The sequence below is a fragment of the Neobacillus sp. 19 genome (genome assembly GCF_049463095.1).
GTDB lineage: Bacteria > Bacillota > Bacilli > Bacillales > Cytobacillaceae > Neobacillus.
Genome location: NZ_JBMPZU010000052.1, coordinates 1 through 18,392 on the forward strand (window position 1 = coordinate 1; position 18,392 = coordinate 18,392).

21 protein-coding genes and 3 pseudogenes are annotated in these 18,392 nt (G+C 38.6%); 1 reads left to right on the forward strand and 23 read right to left on the reverse strand.

What is annotated here, in order from left to right; translation table 11 throughout:
- From ACO1D1_RS16040 to ACO1D1_RS16125, 18 genes and pseudogenes are all read right to left on the reverse strand, one after another.
- A pseudogene (locus ACO1D1_RS16040) lies at positions 1 to 217 on the reverse strand (histidinol-phosphate transaminase); the annotation flags it as partial.
- Positions 218 to 265: 48 nt separating this feature from the next.
- Entirely contained in the window at positions 266 to 637 is a 372-nt protein-coding gene (aroH, locus tag ACO1D1_RS16045; RefSeq protein ID WP_149870797.1) for a chorismate mutase, read from the reverse strand.
- Between the two features lie 18 nt (positions 638 to 655).
- On the reverse strand, positions 656 to 1,273 hold the full coding sequence (locus ACO1D1_RS16050; protein ID WP_423336510.1) for a 3-dehydroquinate synthase family protein: 618 nt from the start codon (positions 1,271 to 1,273) through the stop codon (positions 656 to 658).
- Positions 1,253 to 1,725 (reverse strand): annotated as a pseudogene (locus ACO1D1_RS16055) (iron-containing alcohol dehydrogenase); the annotation flags it as partial. The pseudogene ACO1D1_RS16055 and the gene ACO1D1_RS16050, both read right to left, overlap by 21 nt.
- Positions 1,725 to 2,897 (reverse strand): chorismate synthase, encoded by a 1,173-nt coding sequence (gene aroC / locus ACO1D1_RS16060; RefSeq protein WP_149872745.1) that lies wholly within the window; start codon positions 2,895 to 2,897, stop codon positions 1,725 to 1,727. The pseudogene ACO1D1_RS16055 and the gene aroC, both read right to left, overlap by 1 nt.
- 168 nt (positions 2,898 to 3,065) lie before the next feature.
- Positions 3,066 to 3,512: a nucleoside-diphosphate kinase gene (gene ndk, locus ACO1D1_RS16065; RefSeq protein WP_149870799.1), complete on the reverse strand. Its 447-nt coding sequence runs from the start codon at positions 3,510 to 3,512 to the stop codon at positions 3,066 to 3,068.
- Positions 3,513 to 3,653: 141 nt separating this feature from the next.
- Positions 3,654 to 4,616 carry a heptaprenyl diphosphate synthase component II gene (hepT, locus tag ACO1D1_RS16070; protein WP_423336468.1) on the reverse strand — a complete coding sequence of 321 codons (963 nt, stop codon included), beginning with the start codon at positions 4,614 to 4,616 and terminating at the stop codon, positions 3,654 to 3,656.
- A 40-nt stretch (positions 4,617 to 4,656) separates the two neighbouring features.
- Positions 4,657 to 5,361 (reverse strand): demethylmenaquinone methyltransferase, encoded by a 705-nt coding sequence (locus ACO1D1_RS16075; protein ID WP_149870801.1) that lies wholly within the window; start codon positions 5,359 to 5,361, stop codon positions 4,657 to 4,659.
- 3 nt (positions 5,362 to 5,364) lie between these two features.
- Positions 5,365 to 6,186: a heptaprenyl diphosphate synthase component 1 gene (locus ACO1D1_RS16080; protein WP_223820793.1), complete on the reverse strand. Its 822-nt coding sequence runs from the start codon at positions 6,184 to 6,186 to the stop codon at positions 5,365 to 5,367.
- A 212-nt stretch (positions 6,187 to 6,398) separates the two neighbouring features.
- A complete protein-coding gene (gene mtrB / locus ACO1D1_RS16085) occupies positions 6,399 to 6,635 on the reverse strand; it encodes a trp RNA-binding attenuation protein MtrB (protein ID WP_149870802.1) in 237 nt (78 codons plus the stop codon).
- A gap of 37 nt (positions 6,636 to 6,672) precedes the next feature.
- A complete protein-coding gene (folE, locus tag ACO1D1_RS16090) occupies positions 6,673 to 7,236 on the reverse strand; it encodes a GTP cyclohydrolase I FolE (RefSeq protein WP_149870803.1) in 564 nt (187 codons plus the stop codon).
- A gap of 154 nt (positions 7,237 to 7,390) precedes the next feature.
- A complete protein-coding gene (locus ACO1D1_RS16095) occupies positions 7,391 to 7,663 on the reverse strand; it encodes an HU family DNA-binding protein (protein WP_007084878.1) in 273 nt (90 codons plus the stop codon).
- A 359-nt stretch (positions 7,664 to 8,022) separates the two neighbouring features.
- On the reverse strand, positions 8,023 to 9,501 hold the full coding sequence (spoIVA, locus tag ACO1D1_RS16100; RefSeq protein WP_149870804.1) for a stage IV sporulation protein A: 1,479 nt from the start codon (positions 9,499 to 9,501) through the stop codon (positions 8,023 to 8,025).
- 302 nt (positions 9,502 to 9,803) lie between these two features.
- Complete coding sequence (locus ACO1D1_RS16105; RefSeq protein ID WP_423336469.1) at positions 9,804 to 10,514, reverse strand: hypothetical protein; 711 nt, start codon at positions 10,512 to 10,514, stop codon at positions 9,804 to 9,806.
- A gap of 32 nt (positions 10,515 to 10,546) precedes the next feature.
- Positions 10,547 to 10,732, reverse strand: coding sequence for a DUF2768 domain-containing protein (locus ACO1D1_RS16110; protein ID WP_149870806.1), 186 nt, complete (start codon positions 10,730 to 10,732; stop codon positions 10,547 to 10,549).
- Between the two features lie 223 nt (positions 10,733 to 10,955).
- The gene (locus ACO1D1_RS16115) at positions 10,956 to 12,011 is read right to left on the reverse strand and encodes an NAD(P)H-dependent glycerol-3-phosphate dehydrogenase (RefSeq protein ID WP_149870807.1); all 1,056 of its coding nucleotides are present in this window, start codon (positions 12,009 to 12,011) and stop codon (positions 10,956 to 10,958) included.
- Between the two features lie 21 nt (positions 12,012 to 12,032).
- Complete coding sequence (gene der, locus ACO1D1_RS16120) at positions 12,033 to 13,343, reverse strand: ribosome biogenesis GTPase Der (RefSeq protein WP_149870808.1); 1,311 nt, start codon at positions 13,341 to 13,343, stop codon at positions 12,033 to 12,035.
- A gap of 152 nt (positions 13,344 to 13,495) precedes the next feature.
- Positions 13,496 to 14,092, reverse strand: coding sequence for a YphA family membrane protein (locus ACO1D1_RS16125; RefSeq protein WP_149870809.1), 597 nt, complete (start codon positions 14,090 to 14,092; stop codon positions 13,496 to 13,498).
- A 120-nt stretch (positions 14,093 to 14,212) separates the two neighbouring features.
- Between ACO1D1_RS16125 and ACO1D1_RS16130 the strand changes: the two genes are divergently transcribed.
- Positions 14,213 to 14,353 carry a YpzI family protein gene (locus tag ACO1D1_RS16130; protein WP_149870810.1) on the forward strand — a complete coding sequence of 47 codons (141 nt, stop codon included), beginning with the start codon at positions 14,213 to 14,215 and terminating at the stop codon, positions 14,351 to 14,353.
- Positions 14,354 to 14,396: 43 nt separating this feature from the next.
- Here ACO1D1_RS16130 and fni read toward each other — a convergent pair.
- The 5 genes and pseudogenes from fni to ACO1D1_RS16155 form a co-directional block, all read right to left on the reverse strand.
- Positions 14,397 to 15,456, reverse strand: a pseudogene (gene fni / locus ACO1D1_RS16135) (type 2 isopentenyl-diphosphate Delta-isomerase).
- A gap of 11 nt (positions 15,457 to 15,467) precedes the next feature.
- Entirely contained in the window at positions 15,468 to 16,607 is a 1,140-nt protein-coding gene (gene rpsA, locus ACO1D1_RS16140; protein ID WP_149870812.1) for a 30S ribosomal protein S1, read from the reverse strand.
- 145 nt (positions 16,608 to 16,752) lie between these two features.
- Positions 16,753 to 17,334 carry a lysophospholipid acyltransferase family protein gene (locus tag ACO1D1_RS16145; RefSeq protein ID WP_149870813.1) on the reverse strand — a complete coding sequence of 194 codons (582 nt, stop codon included), beginning with the start codon at positions 17,332 to 17,334 and terminating at the stop codon, positions 16,753 to 16,755.
- Between the two features lie 2 nt (positions 17,335 to 17,336).
- Positions 17,337 to 18,011, reverse strand: a complete 675-nt coding sequence (cmk, locus tag ACO1D1_RS16150; protein ID WP_149870814.1) for a (d)CMP kinase — start codon at positions 18,009 to 18,011, stop codon at positions 17,337 to 17,339.
- Between the two features lie 136 nt (positions 18,012 to 18,147).
- On the reverse strand, positions 18,148 to 18,333 hold the full coding sequence (locus tag ACO1D1_RS16155) for a YpfB family protein (RefSeq protein ID WP_149870815.1): 186 nt from the start codon (positions 18,331 to 18,333) through the stop codon (positions 18,148 to 18,150).
- Positions 18,334 to 18,392: the final 59 nt, after the last annotated feature.

Sequence of the window (18,392 nt, forward strand, 5' to 3'; positions counted from 1 at the left end):
GCGTCTCTCTTAAATGAGTAGCATAGCCATCAGGATAAATAGCTAAACTAGATTGATACGATTGAAGAGCTGAAAGTGCCTGTTCCGAGCAACCGAATGGATTTTCATTGGAAGCCAGTTTGACAATCCGTTCTAATTGAAATTGTTTTTTGACCGCCTCAATTGATTTCCCTGGTTGATAAGGAGTCAGCGCTAAAACATTCTCTTTCCATCTCATTTTCCTCACTCCATTCGTTCTGATTGTCATCATTTTCATTAAACTGTTTTACACTACACTATTTCCAAGATCGGGTCTTAACACCTTTGCATTCCTTAAATATACATGACCAATTTGTTCCTGTGGCAAACTTGTATTTACATGCATCATAATTCTGACACACATATCTAGAGAATTAGGAACAGGAAGCTCTCGCATACACATGACCGGAACGTAAGTCCATCCCGCAAATTTCCGTAATGCCTTTGCCGGAAATACTGCATTAATATCTTCTGTAGTTGAAATGAATACTGAGGCGACGGAATCAGGTTGAATTTGATTAACCTCTATTAATTTTGCCAAAAGTTCCTCTGTAGCAGAAATAATGTCTTCCTCGGTATTTGTGCTGACCGTCGTTGCTCCTCTCATCCCTCTGATCATGTAAATATCCCCCTTGAATTAAAAACTTTTTAGCTCTTTTAATAATATTGCTTCAGATACTTCCTGGAGACATGGCTGTCCGACTTCGTTTAGCAATACAAATCGAATGGACTCACCAATTGACTTCTTATCCTGCCTCATTTTGCTGATCAGACTATCTAAGGATAGTTGTTCAGGGATGGTTATTTCATATCCTAACGTCTTAACCCAATCGGTAAATTCATGAATTTGAAAGGATAACCCAAGTAATTCTCTGCTTAACTTCAATGCAAATAACATCCCTATCATTACTGCTTCACCATGTGTGAAGTTTCCATAGCCCATTTCCGATTCAATTGCATGTCCAAGCGTGTGACCCAAATTTAAATAAGCGCGGACACCTGTTTCTCTTTCATCCTGTGAAACAAATTGGTTTTTAATCTTGATCCCTTTCACTAACGAATCCGTTAATTGAGCTAAAGTTAAAGAATTCAAGTCAACAACATTTATTTTTAACCATTGATAGAAGTGGGGATCGGCAATAAGTGCATGTTTAATAACCTCAGCAAACCCCGAGCGGATTTCTTGGATTGGCAATGTTTTTAACAGTTCAAGATCATAAAATACGGCCTCCGGCTGATAAAAAGCACCAATCATATTCTTTCCAAGTGGGTGATTGATGGCTACCTTGCCTCCAACCGCACTATCATGAGCCAATATGGTAGTTGGAACTTGAATAAAAGGAATTCCCGCATAAAGGAAGCGGCAACGAAGCCAGACAAGTCTCCAACTGCCCCGCCGCCAAATGAAAGAATAACAGATTGCCGATCCAAACGGTTCTCAAGTGCCGTTGATAAAGCATCATAATACACTTCAAAGGTTTTTGCCTTTTCACCGCTTGGAGCTGTAAAAATAACAGGATTCCAATGCTTTAATTCAAGCAAAAATTTCTCAAGATGAAGTTTTGCAACCGTTTCATCTGTAATAATCAGTATTCTTGTAAGGTTAGGAAAATGACTGCTTAGAAATGTGCTAAGCTCTTTTCTTACCCCTTCCCCAACAAAGACCGAATATGTTTTTGATGCTGTTTGAATTTGAATCGTTTCCATTAAAACTCCCTCGCATATTCACGCTGCCTGTTTATTTCATCGGCAAAGGTTTCAAAGCGGTCACTGTAAAATTGTTCAACTAGCGCATTCGCAAGCTCCCAGGCTACGACATGTTCCGCAACAACGGCAGCCGCAGGTACGGCACAGCTATCAGAGCGTTCAACACTCGCTGCAAACGGCTCTTTCGTTTCAATATCAACACTCATTAATGGTTTATACAGTGTAGGTATGGGCTTCATTACTCCTCTGACCACAATAGGCATCCCAGTAGTCATACCGCCTTCAAACCCGCCAAGCCGGTTTGTCTTGCGGTAATATCCTACTTCTTTATCCCAGGCTATCTCATCGTGGACTTCACTTCCGGGCTTTCTGGCTGCTTCAAATCCAATTCCAATCTCTACACCTTTAAAAGCGTTTATACTCATTATAGCTGCAGCTAATTTTCCGTCTAATTTACGATCATAGTGGACATAGCTTCCCACCCCAGCTGGCATTCCAGTAGCAACAACCTCAACTACCCCGCCAATTGAATCACCATTTTTCTTGGCTTCGTCAATCGCATTCATCATTTCCTGCTCGACATTTGGATCGGCCACTCTTACAGGTGAATTTTCAGTCCGTTCCTTAAGTTCCGTAACTGAAAGAGAAGGATCAACGGTGGCTTTAATTCCCCCGATTTCGATAACATGTGAAACAAGTTCAACACCGACCAAGGATAAAAGTTTCTTGGCAACAGCACCGGCTGCCACTCTAACGGTTGTTTCACGGGCTGATGATCGTTCAAGGACATTTCTCATATCCCTGTGGCCATATTTCATCGCTCCATTTAAGTCGGCATGGCCAGGTCTTGCCCTTGTTACCTTACGCTTTATTTCTTCCTCTTCCGCATCCTCTATTGCTTCAATACCCATAATCTTTGTCCAATGCTTCCAGTCATTGTTTTTCACTACCAGGGCAATTGGCGACCCTAGCGTTTTTCCATGGCGGACACCCGATACTATTTCTGCCGTATCTTTTTCTATTTGCATGCGGCGCCCTCGGCCATGACCTTTTTGACGTCTTGCCAGCTCTTCATTTATATTTTCAGCCTCTAGCGGCATTCCCGCAGGCAAACCCTCTAAAATAGTTGTTAACTGCGGCCCATGGGATTCACCAGCAGTTAGATATCTAATCCCCATTCTCTTTCCCCCTTCAACTCATTAAAGAATTATGTATCAATATATCATATCGTGGTAAATAAACATAGTATAATAATTCAGAAAATAACAGAAAATTTTTGTATCCGATTACAAAACAAGGCACTTGTATAAGTTCTATACAAGTGCCTTGTCAATGTTAGATTAATAAATCCATTCATTTACTAATTTCGAATACTCTACAACGCCAGTATCTTTAAAAAACAGGCCGATTTCCCGTTCTGCACTTGCTGGTGAATCGGAGCCGTGAATGACATTTTTACCAACAGTTAAACCAAAATCACCACGAATCGTTCCAGGTGAAGCATCCTTTGGATTTGTAGCGCCCATCATTTGGCGCGCAGTAGCGATCACATTCTCCCCTTGCCAAACCATGGCAAAAACCGGGCCGGATGTGATGAAGTCTACTAATTCACCAAAGAACGGACGTTCCTTGTGCTCACCATAATGCTCTTCTGCAAGTTCAGTTGGAATGCTCATTAATTTAGCTCCAACCAGTTGGAAGCCCTTTCTTTCAAATCGTGAAACGATTTCACCAATTAAATTACGCTGTACGCCATCAGGCTTTACCATTAAAAAAGTTTTTTCCATGAATTCCACTCCTAAATATTATGTATATTGATTGTTTCTTTGAGAACAATCCATGGAAAATAGTATCACTTTTTTGACTATTTCGCAACATCTAATAGCTTGGCTCTTTCTTCAGCACATGAATTCATAACCAGAGGGTCACTAAAATTTTCGTCTGCCAATATATTTAGCAATGTCTCTAAGTGTTTTTTTGGCCTTGTTATCTGGTAATCCTTCTATTTGGGCTAAAGCTTTATCTAAATAATGATCACTTAAAGCAAACGATTTTTCGATTGCACCCGATTGCTTGATAAGGGAAATAATAAATAATATCTCCTCAGGTGCCATATTTTCATGAACTTTTTCAATCTCTCTTCGAATATCGTCATTTTCCATTGCAAAAAGAGCAGGCGCCGTAATGTTCCCTTGTAAAAGGTCACTCCCCGCAGGCTTTCCTAACTGCTTCTCGGTTGCAGTAAAATCTAATATGTCATCAATAATTTGATAGGACATCCCTACATAGTACCCAAATCGGAAAAGTTTCTTGTGGAAGACTTCTTCAACCCCTGCCGCAATTGCACCCAATTGGCAGCTGACAGCAATTAATAAGGCTGTTTTTCTTTTGATTCTTCGAAGATAGTCCCGAAGATTTTGATTAAAACGGTATTTATCTTTTATCTGTTGAATTTCCCCGACGGTTACTTCAACAATTGTATTTGCTAAAATTTTATGGGCTGCAGGTTTTTCGATATTTGTCATTAATTCTAATGCCAAGGCAAAAACAAAGTCACCGGTGTACATCGCGATTTTGTTATCCCATTTTGATTTAACGGTTGGCTGACCTCTGCGGAGATCAGCATCATCTATTACATCATCATGGACAAGTGATGCCATATGAATAAGTTCAAGGGCAACAGCAACATTTTTCATCACGTGGATGTCATAATGACCAAATTTCCCTGCAAGCAAAACAAAAACAGGACGAATTCTTTTTCCGCCGGCTTGTAATGTATGCATCGATGCTTGTTTTAAAAGAAGAGAATCTGGTTGAATCGTCTCTTCTAACTCTTTTTCGATTATGTTAATATCCGAATTCAAAAATGAATACATCATTTTTAATTTCATTTGTATTCACCCAGCTTTTCATCCTGTCTTCAATTCAATGTTAATTTTTTTTGCCAATATGAACAGCAGCGGCACCACCGCTATACGCTTTATATTTTACATCTTTAAATCCAGCTTTTTCAAACATTTTAGCAAGCTCTCTCATTCCCGGAAAATCACGTGCTGATTCGTGAAGCCACGAATATTCTCTATAGCTTTTGGCAAACAATTTACCAAATAGCGGCATGATGAAACGGAAGTAAAAATAATAAAGCTGCTTATAGCCGATTAAAGTTGGCTGTGATGTCTCTAAACAGACAGCAATCCCTCCAGGTTTTACTACCCGATTCATTTCCTTCAATACCTGCATATAATCAGGGACATTCCTTAAGCCAAAGCCAATCGTTACATAATCAAAGCTATTATCAGGAAAGGGGAGTTCCATTGCGTTGCCGTGGATCAAATGAACCTGTTCAAGCCCTAAGTTTTTAACCTTTTCAATCCCCACATTCAACATGTTTTGACTGAAATCCAAGCCAGTGACTTCCCCTGCAGGGCCCACGGCATCAGCTAAGGCAATTGTCCAATCGGCCGTTCCACAGCATACATCAAGAGCCTTTGAACCAGGCTGAACATTCATTTTTTTCATTGTGTCTTTCCGCCACTTGATGTGCTGTTGAAAGCTAATAACCGAGTTCATTTTATCATAGTTATCAGATATCTTTTCGAACACATTGTGAACGCGCTGTTCTTTTGATTGCTGCATGGTTCACCCTTCTTCCACAAAAGTTTTTGCGTATGGCTGGTACTGATTCAACATCAATCTGATCCTTTTTTCAAGTAAATCATTTAAGTAAGGAAGTTGTTTCAATCCTTTTTCAATCACTTGTTTTGATTGCTCTAAATAGTGGTCGCAAATTTGCAATAAATAATTCCGTTGTTCACCTGTAATTTCGAGGGCTGTTGAATCAATATCGGGGAAAATTATTTTCTTCAATGCCTCAAATAAAATAGAGCCTTCTGAATGAAAGTATTGCTTCTTTTCTTTTAATAACCGTTTAAATATAAATAAATGTGCAAGGAATTCATTCCATAAATCCATATTAAAATAAGCTGAGAGCTTAGTTAGTAAAGAACTCTCTATCCGTGCAATACTGATAATCAATTTTTCAATCCTATCAAAGTTACATTGGTAAACAAGGATCTTATTTTCGTTGACTTCTTTTACTCCTTTTGAGAGTGTTTTGATCATCATAATATCTTCTGATTCGGCAAGAAGATGGTAATATAAACCGCTAAAATAATCTCCGGCAAGGACGGTTAATTGACGGTTTTTTTCATCGATTGATGCATTTGAAATATGTTCATGGGTATCAAGGGCAATTTGAATTAACATGGTTGATAATGCATAGTTTTGGATATCACTAAACGACAATTCGAGTCGATCCATTACTGAGATGAGGATTAGAAGTTTATCATCGTCAACAATGGGGGTATCAATATACTCAAGCAAGTATGAGTCAGATACCCTTTTTTCGATTTGCTCCTTAATAATGATAAATTTTTGTTGAATATCCTGCACTCTGATCACCCTTGCTTCCCCGAAGTAATATCTTTATGTATCTTTATTTTTTTATTGAAAGAAAGATTCATGCCCATAAAACAAAGAAATCATCATTCTTATTATTTTACACAAGGCAGACACCATTATATCATAAAAGGCATCATATGGGCAGGAATTCACAAAATAAACATCTCTTATCAGCTTCTATTTACGGCTAATGAAGACAAACTTCACCCACCTTATTTCTTTATTTCGCTTTCTACTTCACCATACTGAGTGAGAATCTTAGCATTACCCCTTATTTTTATTGCTGACGTATGTTCAGTAAATTGAGCAATTAGTACCTCACCTTTATCCAGCTTTTCCGAATGATGAAATCTTGTATCTGTGCCTCTTGTTAAGCCTATTACACTTACACCATCTTCTATAGCCTTAATAACCACATAATCACTATTTTGCTGATTGCGCTTTTCCACTCTACTCACTCCAAATTATTCGAAATAATCATCATTTCTATTTTATTAAGGAAAGCACCTCTGAACGGGCAATAGCATCATTTGCAAAAACGCCTCGAACGGCGGTTGTCACCGTCTTTGAGCCCGGCTTTTTAACACCGCGCATTGTCATGCACATATGCTCCGCCTCTACGACAATCATTACTCCATGGGGCTCAAGATGCTCCATCATGCTGTCCGCAATGGTCGAGGTAATGCGTTCCTGAAGCTGTGGTCTTTTTGCCACTGCCTCAACAGCCCTTGCTAATTTACTTAATCCTGTAACACGGCCATTCTGCGGAATATAAGCGACATGCGCTTTTCCAAAGAACGGGACAAGATGATGTTCACACATCGAATAAAACGGGATATCTTTCACTAACACTAACTCTTCATGGTCCTCACTAAAAATTGTTTCAAAATGCTGCTTTGGATCTTCACTTAATCCGCTGAACACTTCCTCATACATTTTCGCAACTCTTTTTGGTGTGTCAAGCAGGCCTTCCCGATTTGGGTCTTCTCCGATTGCTTCTAATATTAAACGTACCGCCTCTTCAATTTGGGCACGATTCACTTCAGACATATTTTTTACCTCCTTGAGTGTACCTACAAGTTTAGACGACAGATACATATTAGCATAATCTTTTAAAAGTAAGCAAAAATATAAGAAAAAAGGCCATGGATTTTTCCCATGACCTTTTTGCTTTAGCAATGGCTTAAAGCAATAATTTATGTAATTATTTAACTGCGTCTTTAAGCGCCTTACCTGGTTTGAAAGCTGGAACCTTGCTAGCAGCAATTTCAATTTCGTCACCTGTTTGAGGGTTACGACCTTTACGTGCTGCACGCTCGCGTACTTCAAAGTTTCCAAAACCGATTAATTGTACTTTATCACCATTTTTTAAAGCATCTAAAATCGCATCAAAAACAGCATCAACTGCTTTTGTAGCGTCTTTTTTGGAAAGCTCGCTAGCTTCAGCAACTGCGTTAATAAGTTCTGTCTTGTTCATGCCATTCACCTCCTCCCAAAGAAAGATCTGAGAATTTGTAAATAAGATTACTTATCTACATTTCTAAACAATTTTTCTAATTTCTATACGTCATAGTAAGGTTTTATTACCAAATTCATACATATTCCCGAATTTGGTGTCCTAAATCTATTTGTTTAATAAAACCCTATTAAATAAAGGTTTTAAGCACTATAACGTAATTCTGTTAAAAGATTATCATAATCAATTCAGCATATCAAGAAGATTTCATGAAATTATGGTAATCTTTTCTTTTGTTCTACAAAATACTACTCTTTTGGGCCTTATATGTGTAAATTGTCAAAAGAATAAAAAAAAGACTCCGATTGGGAGTCCGAAATTTAGAGGATGATGGCAATCAAACCGCCAGAGCCTTCGTTTATGATTCTCTCTAACGTTTCTTTTAATTTATATCTTGCATTCTCCGGCATCAAGGAAAGCTTGGCTTGAATCCCTTCACGGACAATGGAACTTAATGACCTGCCAAATATATCAGAATTCCAAATCGATAGTGGATCATCCTCGAAATCCTGCATTAAATAGCGGACAAGCTCCTCACTTTGTTTTTCCGTGCCGATAATTGGGGCAAATTCCGATTCAACATCGACCTTTATCATATGAATGGATGGAGCCACCGCTCGCAGTCTGACTCCAAATCTTGCACCCTGGCGGATGATTTCCGGTTCTTCAAGACTCATATCAGCGAGTGTCGGCGAGGCAATCCCATAACCCGTTTGTTTGACCATTTTTAAGGCGTCGGCAATATGATCATATTCTGCTTTCGCATGGGCAAAGTCCTGCATCAATTCAAGAAGATGATCTTTTCCTCTGATTTCAACCCCGACAATTTCTTTTAAAATATCATCATATAATTCATCCGGAGCCATTAAATCAATTTCAGCTACACCGGTACCCATCTCAATTCCAGCTAAGCCGGCTCTCTCAATGAATTCAAAATCACTAAACTGCTGGACAACATGGTCCACATCTCGTAATCTCTTGATATCTTTTACGGTTTCCTTCACAGCATCTTGGTAGCTTTCACGGAGCCAATGGTTTTCTCTAAGCACCATTACCCAGCTAGGAAGATTCACATTTACTTCAAGGACCGGGAACTCATAAAGTGCCTCACGAAGAACATTGAGGACATCGCTGTCACGCATACTTTCCACACTCATAGCGATAACTGGAATGTCATATTTTTCTGCTAAACTTGTTCTAAGTGTTTCCGTGCTAGGGTGGTACGGCTGTGCACTGTTAACCACCATAATAAATGGTTTACCAACTTCTTTGAGCTCATTGATTACTCTTTCTTCCGCCTCAATATAGTTACTGCGAGGAATTTCCCCAATGGTTCCATCCGTAGTGACAACTACTCCAATTGTGGAATGTTCTTGAATTACTTTTCTTGTGCCAATTTCCGCTGCTTCATGAAACGGGATTGGTTCTTCATACCAAGGCGTATTAATCATTCTCGGCCCATTTTCATCCTCATAGCCTTTCGCTCCTGGTACGGTATAACCTACACAGTCAACAAGCCTGATATTAACGTTAAGACCCTCGTCGACATGAACAGTCGCTGCCTGATTTGGCACAAATTTAGGTTCAGTTGTCATGATTGTTTTACCCGCAGCACTTTGCGGCAGCTCATCTTGTGCCCGGGATCTCTCTGCTTCACTGTTTATATTCGGTAAAACAACAAGCTCCATAAATTTTTTAATAAATGTTGACTTTCCTGTACGTACTGCACCTACTACTCCTAAATAAATATCACCGCCTGTTCTTTCGGCAATATCCTTAAAAATATCGACCTTTTCCAAGTGATCCCCTCCTGATCATAGACTAAAGTGGGATAATATCATCCATTTTAGGTGTTTTTGGACAGTATATGTTTATGACGTTGTCCTATCTTCTTATGACACTTTTCTAAAATTTTTACCCCCTTATTAAAAATTCCTTCGATGTACTGATATCTGTATTTCGCTGAGCGTTTAAATTTATGGAGGGTTTCTAACTATGATTTCGGAAATGGAAACTAAATAAATATCCATATCACGTTGTTGTTTTTCAGCATAAAAAAAACCCTTCTCCTACAATATATTTCTTAGAGAAGGGGTTATGACTATTCTTCCAAAAATACAGGTTCCTTACGCTTGGAATCGATCGTGTATGGCAAGGAATAGGCAGGAACAAACATGGAATCATTTACCAAAATAGAGCGGATATCCTCTCCCGGTTTCAGATCTTCTTTCGATTTCTTGAGCTTATTATATAGGTCAGGTCGATAATCCACGTATACTACAGCATCACCTGTTATAACGAGGGAAAGGTTTTGGTTTGTATATGGACTAATAACATAAGGAGGTTCTTTGAACCCCAATTGTTTAAAATCGAGTGAAAATACATTTTTAGCAATCTGTGCCTTAAAAGGTGGATAACCGTTTGATTTTATTCTTAGATTTATGTCACGGATTGTTTCTGTCATCCTTAAATCTAATAATTTAACAGTTGGATTGGTTTCCACATCTACCAGCACATATTGAAAAACCCCCCCGCTTTCATAGGCATTCCCCGGTGGTTCAGCGATATACCGAGGGGCAATTTTTTTAAATTCAATTGGATATTTTTGATAAATTGGTGTATCTGCTTCCTTTGTTTTGATTGGCAGGATACCCCCATTGTCCTTTTTAAAGTCATCTACGGCCGTTTGAACTGCTTGGATTTGATCTTTATAAGGGACTTGATTCTGTGCTAATTCTTCCTTTGGGTACATACATCCCGATAACAGCATAACAGTTAAGACAAAAAAATAGACAATCCTTTTTCTTTTCATAAAATCACCTTTTATCTATGTAATGATTCCCGTTATCCCAGGAATACAATCAAGAGAGTCAATCCTGCAACGATCAAAAACAAATAAGCGACAATTGCTGTTATAACTCGGAGGACCCCTTTTAACTTATATCTGCTTACATAAATGGTTATGATTGCAAGAAACATTAGCGCCATTCCTGCAATTGAAATCCACATTTTTAACATACCTGGTGACAAACATCATTCCCCCTTTTTCGACTGCAATTATACCATAGGTTCATCTTGTAAAAGAAATAAAAAAAACTGAAGTAAAGAGGGGCGAATTCTCTACTTCAGTCAAATGGACTAAATAACCCATTCTCCAGCGTCATACTACCAGGTTGCTTCGTTGCATTGTATGCAATTAAAGGTAAAAACGTATCATGTGAACGCCTATTTTATGAAGGTAAACGCACATTTTTTAGTCTTCACTGTTTTTTTCATCCAGTACATTCACTAAATCTTCCATTTCATGGGTTTTCCCGCGCGCCATTAACACATCAACCGCATCCTTGGCATTTTTCCCATTAAATAAGACGTCATAAAGGGCAAAGGTAATTGGCATCTTGACATCGTACTTTTTAGCTAGCTGATAGGCTGCTTTGGTTGTCCTGACGCCTTCCACAACCATTCCCATATTATCCAGCACCTCATCTAGAGTTTTCCCCTTACCAAGCAAATTACCGGCTCTCCAGTTCCTTGAATGGACGCTGGTACAGGTAACAATTAAATCGCCTATTCCTGTTAATCCGGAAAATGTTAACGGATTAGCACCCATTTTGGTACCCAGGCGTGCTATTTCCGCCAATCCGCGGGTCATTAAAGCAGCCTTAGCATTATCACCATATCCCAGCCCATCTGTGATCCCTGCAGCCAATGCGATAATATTCTTTAATGCACCGCCAATTTCAACTCCAATGACATCAGAATTCGTATAAACACGAAAATTGTGGTTGATGAATAAATCTTGAATTTTTTCAGCCGCTTCCATATTTTCCGAAGTAACCGTAACCGTTGTTGGATGTCTTAAGCTTACTTCTTCAGCATGACTTGGGCCCGAAAGAACCACTACGTCCTTTAAGAGCCCTTTTGGCATTTCTTCTTTAATCATTTCGGTTATTCGTAAAAGGGTATCAGGCTCAATTCCTTTACTAACATGAGCAATCGTCAATGGACCTGCTTGTACCTCACGTATTTTCCCAAGCACTTCACGAATTGCCTTCGTTGGGACAGCCAATATAACCGTCTCTACTCCAGCTAAAGCATCACGTAATGAAGCAAAGCCAGTAATTAATTCTGGCAGATTAATTTCAGGTAAATATTTTTTATTCGTGTGAAATTCATTGATTTCCTTTACTTGGTTTTCATTATGGCTCCAAAGACGAACCTCATGATTATTATCTGCAAGCACAATCGCCAGTGCGGTTCCCCAGCTCCCGGCGCCAACAACGGCAATGGTTGTTTTTTTATCCTGCATGAAAGTACACCCGCCTTATCTTTATTTTCTTTCTCTGGCATAAATTTTGATAGGGGTTCCCTCGAATCCAAAAGCGTCTCTAATTCGATTTTCAAGAAACCGCTCATAGGAGAAATGCATTAATTCAGGTTCATTAACAAAGACAACAAATGCAGGAGGTTTGACTGCAACTTGTGTAGCATAATAAATTTTCAAGCGTTTCCCCTTGTCTGTTGGTGTCGGATTCATCGCCACAGCGTCCATTATGACATCATTTAACACACTTGTTTCTACCCGCATGGAATGGTTTTCACTTGCCGTATTAATCATGGGTATAAGAGTATGAATCCGCTTTTTCGTTTTGGCAGATAAAAACACAATTGGAGCATAGCTAAGAAATAAGAAATGTTCCCGAATCTTTTGTTCCAGCTCTTTCATTGTCTTCTCATCTTTTTCAATTGCGTCCCATTTATTGACCACAATAACAACGGCTCGTCCAGCCTCATGAGCGTATCCGGCTATCTTCTTATCCTGTTCGATGATTCCTTCTTCTGCGTTAATAACCACAAGGACCACATCCGAACGCTCAATGGCTCTAAGTGCACGGAGAACACTATATTTTTCAGTACTCTCATACACTTTCCCTTTTTTTCTTATTCCCGCAGTATCAATGATGACATATTTTTGCCCATTATACGTATATGGTGAATCAATCGCATCACGAGTGGTACCGGCAATATTGCTGACGATCACACGGTCTTCACCTAAAATTGCATTCACAAGCGAAGACTTTCCGACATTCGGTCTGCCAATTAAGGAAAACTTGACCACATCTTCATCATATTCGATTGGCTTATTTTTTGGAAAGTGTTTTGCTGCCTCGTCCAATAAATCACCCAGACCCAGTCCGTGAGAACCAGAAACAGGGATCGGTTCACCAAATCCTAAAGAATAAAAGTCATAAATTTGCTCCCGCATTTCAGGATTATCAATTTTATTTACTCCTAAAACAATCGGTTTTTTCGACTTGTATAAAATTTTTGCTACTTCTTCATCAGCAGCTGTTACCCCTTCTCGCCCATTTGTAAGGAAGATTATCACATCTGCTTCATCAATCGCCACTTCTGCTTGTTGACGAATTTGCTCTAAAAACGGTTCATCGCCAATATCAATTCCACCAGTGTCAATGACATTAAAATCATGTGTCAACCACTCTCCTGAACTATATATACGATCTCTTGTTACTCCCGGAATATCCTCGACAATGGAAATTCGTTCCCCGACAATTCTATTAAAAATTGTTGACTTTCCAACGTTGGGACGTCCTACAATGGCAATAACTGGTTTTACCATTTCGATCGCCATCCTTTCTTATATTGAAATAACTTATTATTATGTTAGCAATAATTCATAAGGTTCTTATTAAGTAAAGAAACCCTTCTGTCATCTAGAAGGGCCTAACTTTATTATTTTATCAATGTTAATCCTTTCCCGCAATGGAAAGCTTATGATGTTTTTTGTTTTCCCTTTTCAAAGTAATGATAATGGTTTTGTACGATTGTTCCGGCATTTTCCAATAAACTCCATCCGGCCAGCAATGCAGCAATTAAGGAACAAACATCTAAGTATCCAAATGATCCAATTGTATAGGGGAAAGGAAATTTATTTAAGATATAAGCATAAAGAAATTCACCCTGTATGGTTCCGCAAATAATAATTTGCAATCGTCCTTTTAATGTCTTTTGCAAAAGAATCGCTAGATAACCAAAAACAATTCCCATCATCCATTCCTTTTTAAAGATAATCCAAATAGGGTCAAAAATCTCAAATAAATGGAATGTCACATATGCAATTGATACAATAAATGAACAAATAAAATAATAGATGATAGCCCCGCGCTTTTCTTGGCTAAAGAATAAATATGAAATAATCAATAAAAATAAACCACTAGCCTGGATTGTAAAGATTCCAATGGAGAACTGATAATTAGATAAAAAAATCACCACAAGAATGGTCGCTGATAAATTCAACCTGTATGGATTTTTTTTATTTACTAAAAATGTCAGATACACCCAAATAGACCAGCAAATCCAATAAAACATTACACCTTCTATGTTCCTCACCTCCTATTATTATCATTATTGGTAATCCTTATGTAGTTTCATACTTATTTGTATAATTTTTCGGGAGTGATTCATCTTATTAATAGGAGGTGTTGGTGAATGGGAAGAGACCGCCAAGAAAAAAAGTTAAAAGCAAGTAGAAGAGTAGAGTCAGACCGAGATCAAGCATTACACTATCCAGGCGCAACAAAGCTGTCAAGTCCAGAAGAAGCAAGAGGTTTAAACGACGGGAAAAAATAAAAAAATTAATCTAAAAAAGCTCTCGTAGCAGGAACGAGAGCTTTTAATGAATAGAACGACGGCTAAAATGTTTTGTATCAATACCCCTTTGACTTAACCAATGATAAGTTTCTCCGGAGATCACCAACGGTGCCTTTTTTAAATCTGAAATAGTTTTTGCTCCTAAAGCGGTCATTATCATCATTAATTCGTGGTGAAAAGTTTCTATTTCATTCTGCAATCCTTCTATTCCTTTTTCTACAAGAATCCGCAGCAAATATCCCGCCATGCCAATGGCATTTGCCCCCAATGCTATGCCTTTTGCAATTTCATGCGCAGTTAAAAATCCTCCCGAGCCAATGATCGAGATTTCCTCAGACATCACCGCAGCCTCAATGATAGAAATTGGCGTAGGAATACCCCATTCATTAAAAAACGAGAACGTTTTTTCTCTACGCTTATTTTCTATTTCTGCAAAATTTGTTCCTCCGGATCCTCCGATATCAACCGCAGCAACGCCAACTTGGGAAAGTGATTTTACTGTTTCCTTTGTCATTCCGAACCCTACTTCTTTGACAATAACGGGAATATGTACAGCATTAACAATGTCCTCAATTCTCTTTAAGGCTCCCGAGAAATCACGATCCCCCTCAGGCATCGTCAGTTCTTGGATCACATTTAAATGGATTTGCAAGGCATTGGCCTCAATCATATCAATTGCCAATTTGGCATTCTCAATTGTTGCTTCACTGCCTAAATTCGCAATAATGATCCCACTTGGATTTTCTTTTCGAACTATTTCGTATGTATACCTTTCACCCTTTTCCTTAATTGCAGACATTTGTGACCCTACCGCCATAGCTATTCCAGTCATTTTCGCTGCCTTAGCCAGCTCTTTGTTAATCTGATACGTTTTTTCCCCGCCGCCGCCAGTCATCGCATTGATAAAAATTGGCGAACTTAAAGAAAGTCCGCCAATTTGAGTGGTCTAAGCGAATATCAGCGACACTGATATTCGGCAAGCTTTGGTGAATAAACTTGATATCATCAAAAACTGTTGAACGTTTTTGCCTTTTATTAAGGGCAAAGCGAATATGATCCCATTTTCGTTCAGATCTTGACACTTAAATCACCATTATTTTCTTAGATTCTTTAATTTATCTCCAATAACTTCTCCAAGCTGGAAGCCTTTTGACTCTTCTGGAAGCTCATAATCGAGGTTTTCCTCAACCTCTTTTTCAAGCAATTCTTTGATGCTTAATGATAGGCGTTGATCCTGCTCATTCGCCTCAAGCACTTTAACTTTTACTTCTTGTCCTTCTTTTAACACTTCATGCGGTGTTCCAATGTGCTTATGAGCAATTTGAGAAATATGAACAAGACCTTCTACACCTGGGAAAACTTCTACAAAAGCGCCATAAGAAACTATTCTTTTAACGATTCCATCTAAAACACTGCCTTTAGGTGCTTTTTCTGAAATATTGGACCATGGTCCTGGAAGTGTTTCTTTTATCGATAAAGAAATCCTTTCGTTATCGCGGTCCACACTTAATACCTTTACTTTGACCTGTTGACCTTCCTGTACAACATCTGCAGGCTTATCAACATGCTCATAGGATAATTGTGAAATATGAACAAGTCCATCGATTCCACCAATATCTACGAATGCTCCAAAATCAGTAATCCGTTGAACTGTCCCGTCAATGACTTCACCTACCTTAAGCGCGCCAAGAAGATTTTGTTTTTGTTTACCTTTTTCTTCCTCGACAACTGCTCGATGTGAAAGGATTAAGCGGTTCTTTTCTTTATCCAGTTCAACAATTTTAAAGGTAAGCGTACGTCCTTTGTAATCACTGAAATCCTCGACAAAATGTGCTTCAACCAGCGATGCAGGGACAAACCCACGGACTCCAAGATCGACAACAAGGCCGCCCTTCACAACGTCCTTTACTTCTGTCTCAAAAACCTCACCATTTTGAAATTGTTGTTCTAAGCTATCCCAAGCCTTTTCTGCATCAACTTTCCTTTTCGAGAGGATTAACGCTTCTTCCTCTACTTTTAACACTTCAAGCTCTAACTCATCACCTTCTGACGCCGCATCAGATGCTTTTTCAATATGCAGACTTGAAAGTTCACTAATTGGAATAATCCCATCTAGTTTACTTCCTTGTACAGCCACAAGCACCTGTTTTTCTTCAACCTTCGTAACTTGTCCGGTTACTTTATCCCCAACCTCAAAACTTTTCACTTCTACTTGATTTAATTCTTCCGACATATGTATTCCTCCTTAATCCATTTACTCCAAAAATCTATATATGATTTGGTGAAAGCCGCCGAGCAGTCACCACATATAAAAGAATATTCAAAAAAAATCTCTTTTAACTAACTTCTTACAAATAGTCTATTTTGTCAAGCAGAAGCTATTGATGCTCTTTTATAAGTTTATGAATTTCTGACATAATTAATTCAGTAACCTGCTCCGCTGACGCTTTTGTCTTTCGCATTTCATCCATATCAATTGGTTTCCCGTAAACCATTTTTAATTTCTTCAAACTTTTATACGGGCCAATAACTGCGCATGGAACAACCTGCGCATCTGACCTTAAGGCAAAGAATCCAGCTCCGGAAAGACCTTTGCCCAGCTCTCCAGTCTTACTTCTTGTTCCCTCCGGGAAGAGACCAAATACATGCCCATCTTTTAGAATCTTTAAACCAGTTCTAAGCGCCTCACGGTCACTAAATCCCCTTTTTACCGGGAAGGCATTACATTTCCTAACGATGCCGCCAAGTACAGGGACGCGAAATATTTCCTCCTTCGCCATATAATGAACCGGTCGGGGTGCCATGATGCCAACAATTATTGGATCTAAGTTATGAATGTGATTGGAACATAGAAGGACTCCGCCTTCTTTTGGAATATTTTCTACTCCAATAGCCTCTACCCTATACCATGGTTTAAAAATGGTAAAAACGACTGATTTTGCAAAATCATAAAACGTCACGATTACCCAATCCTTTCGTGCACCAGAGCCATAATTTTTTCTACAACTTCAGGAATGGCTAATGAGGTTGTGTCAATTTCAGTTGCATCTTCGGCTTTTTTTAATGGAGCCACTTCTCTTTCAGAGTCGATTTTATCTCTACGTGCAATTTCTTCTTTTAATTTTTCTAAATCAGAAGCAAATCCTTTTTGCAGATTTTCTTGATGGCGCCTTTCTGCTCTTTCCACTACACTTGCAAGCAAAAAAACCTTTACTTCTGCATTAGGCAAAACATGCGTACCGATATCTCGTCCATCCATGACAACACCGCCTTCTGTGGCAAAACTTTGTTGTCTTCTTACCATTTCTTCACGGACCTTTTTATGAATGGAAACAATCGAAACATTATTAGTAACCACTGAGGAACGAATCTCTTGTGTTACATCTTTTTTGTCTAGATAGACTAATTGACCTATTTCTGAAGGAAGCAGCTTAATATCAGTCGTTGAAAGGGTATCTACTAATGATGCTTCATCTTCCAGATTAAGATGGTTCATGATTGCTTTATATGTCAATGCCCGATACATCGCACCAGTATCGATATACACATATGAAAGTTTTTCTGCTACAATTTTTGCTACGGTACTCTTTCCGGCTGCAGCAGGGCCGTCAATTGCAATTGATAATTTCTTTTCCATAAATCCTCCTAATGCAAACATGGTTGTCTCATATGTTGTCTTCTATATATTTTACCACAAGTTATCAAAATCCCCCTTTTTTTTAGCATTTTAAATCAATAAAAATAAAGCAGGAGCTCCTGCTTTATTTTTTGAATTATTTGTCTCTTTCTTGAAAGGTTTGGAGAATTTCAGTGAGAGTATTTTCATTTACCCCTTCATATTTGGTCAATTGTTTAATTTGCGGGAAAACATCTATTTGATGAAAAATAAGCTGAGATAAAAATAGAAATACAAATTGTATAATGATCACTTTAATGAGAAACCCTTCTACTCTTTTCATGCCAATCACTCCAATAGCTCATATAGAACTAGTATTGGAGTGATTGTTTTTTTTATACT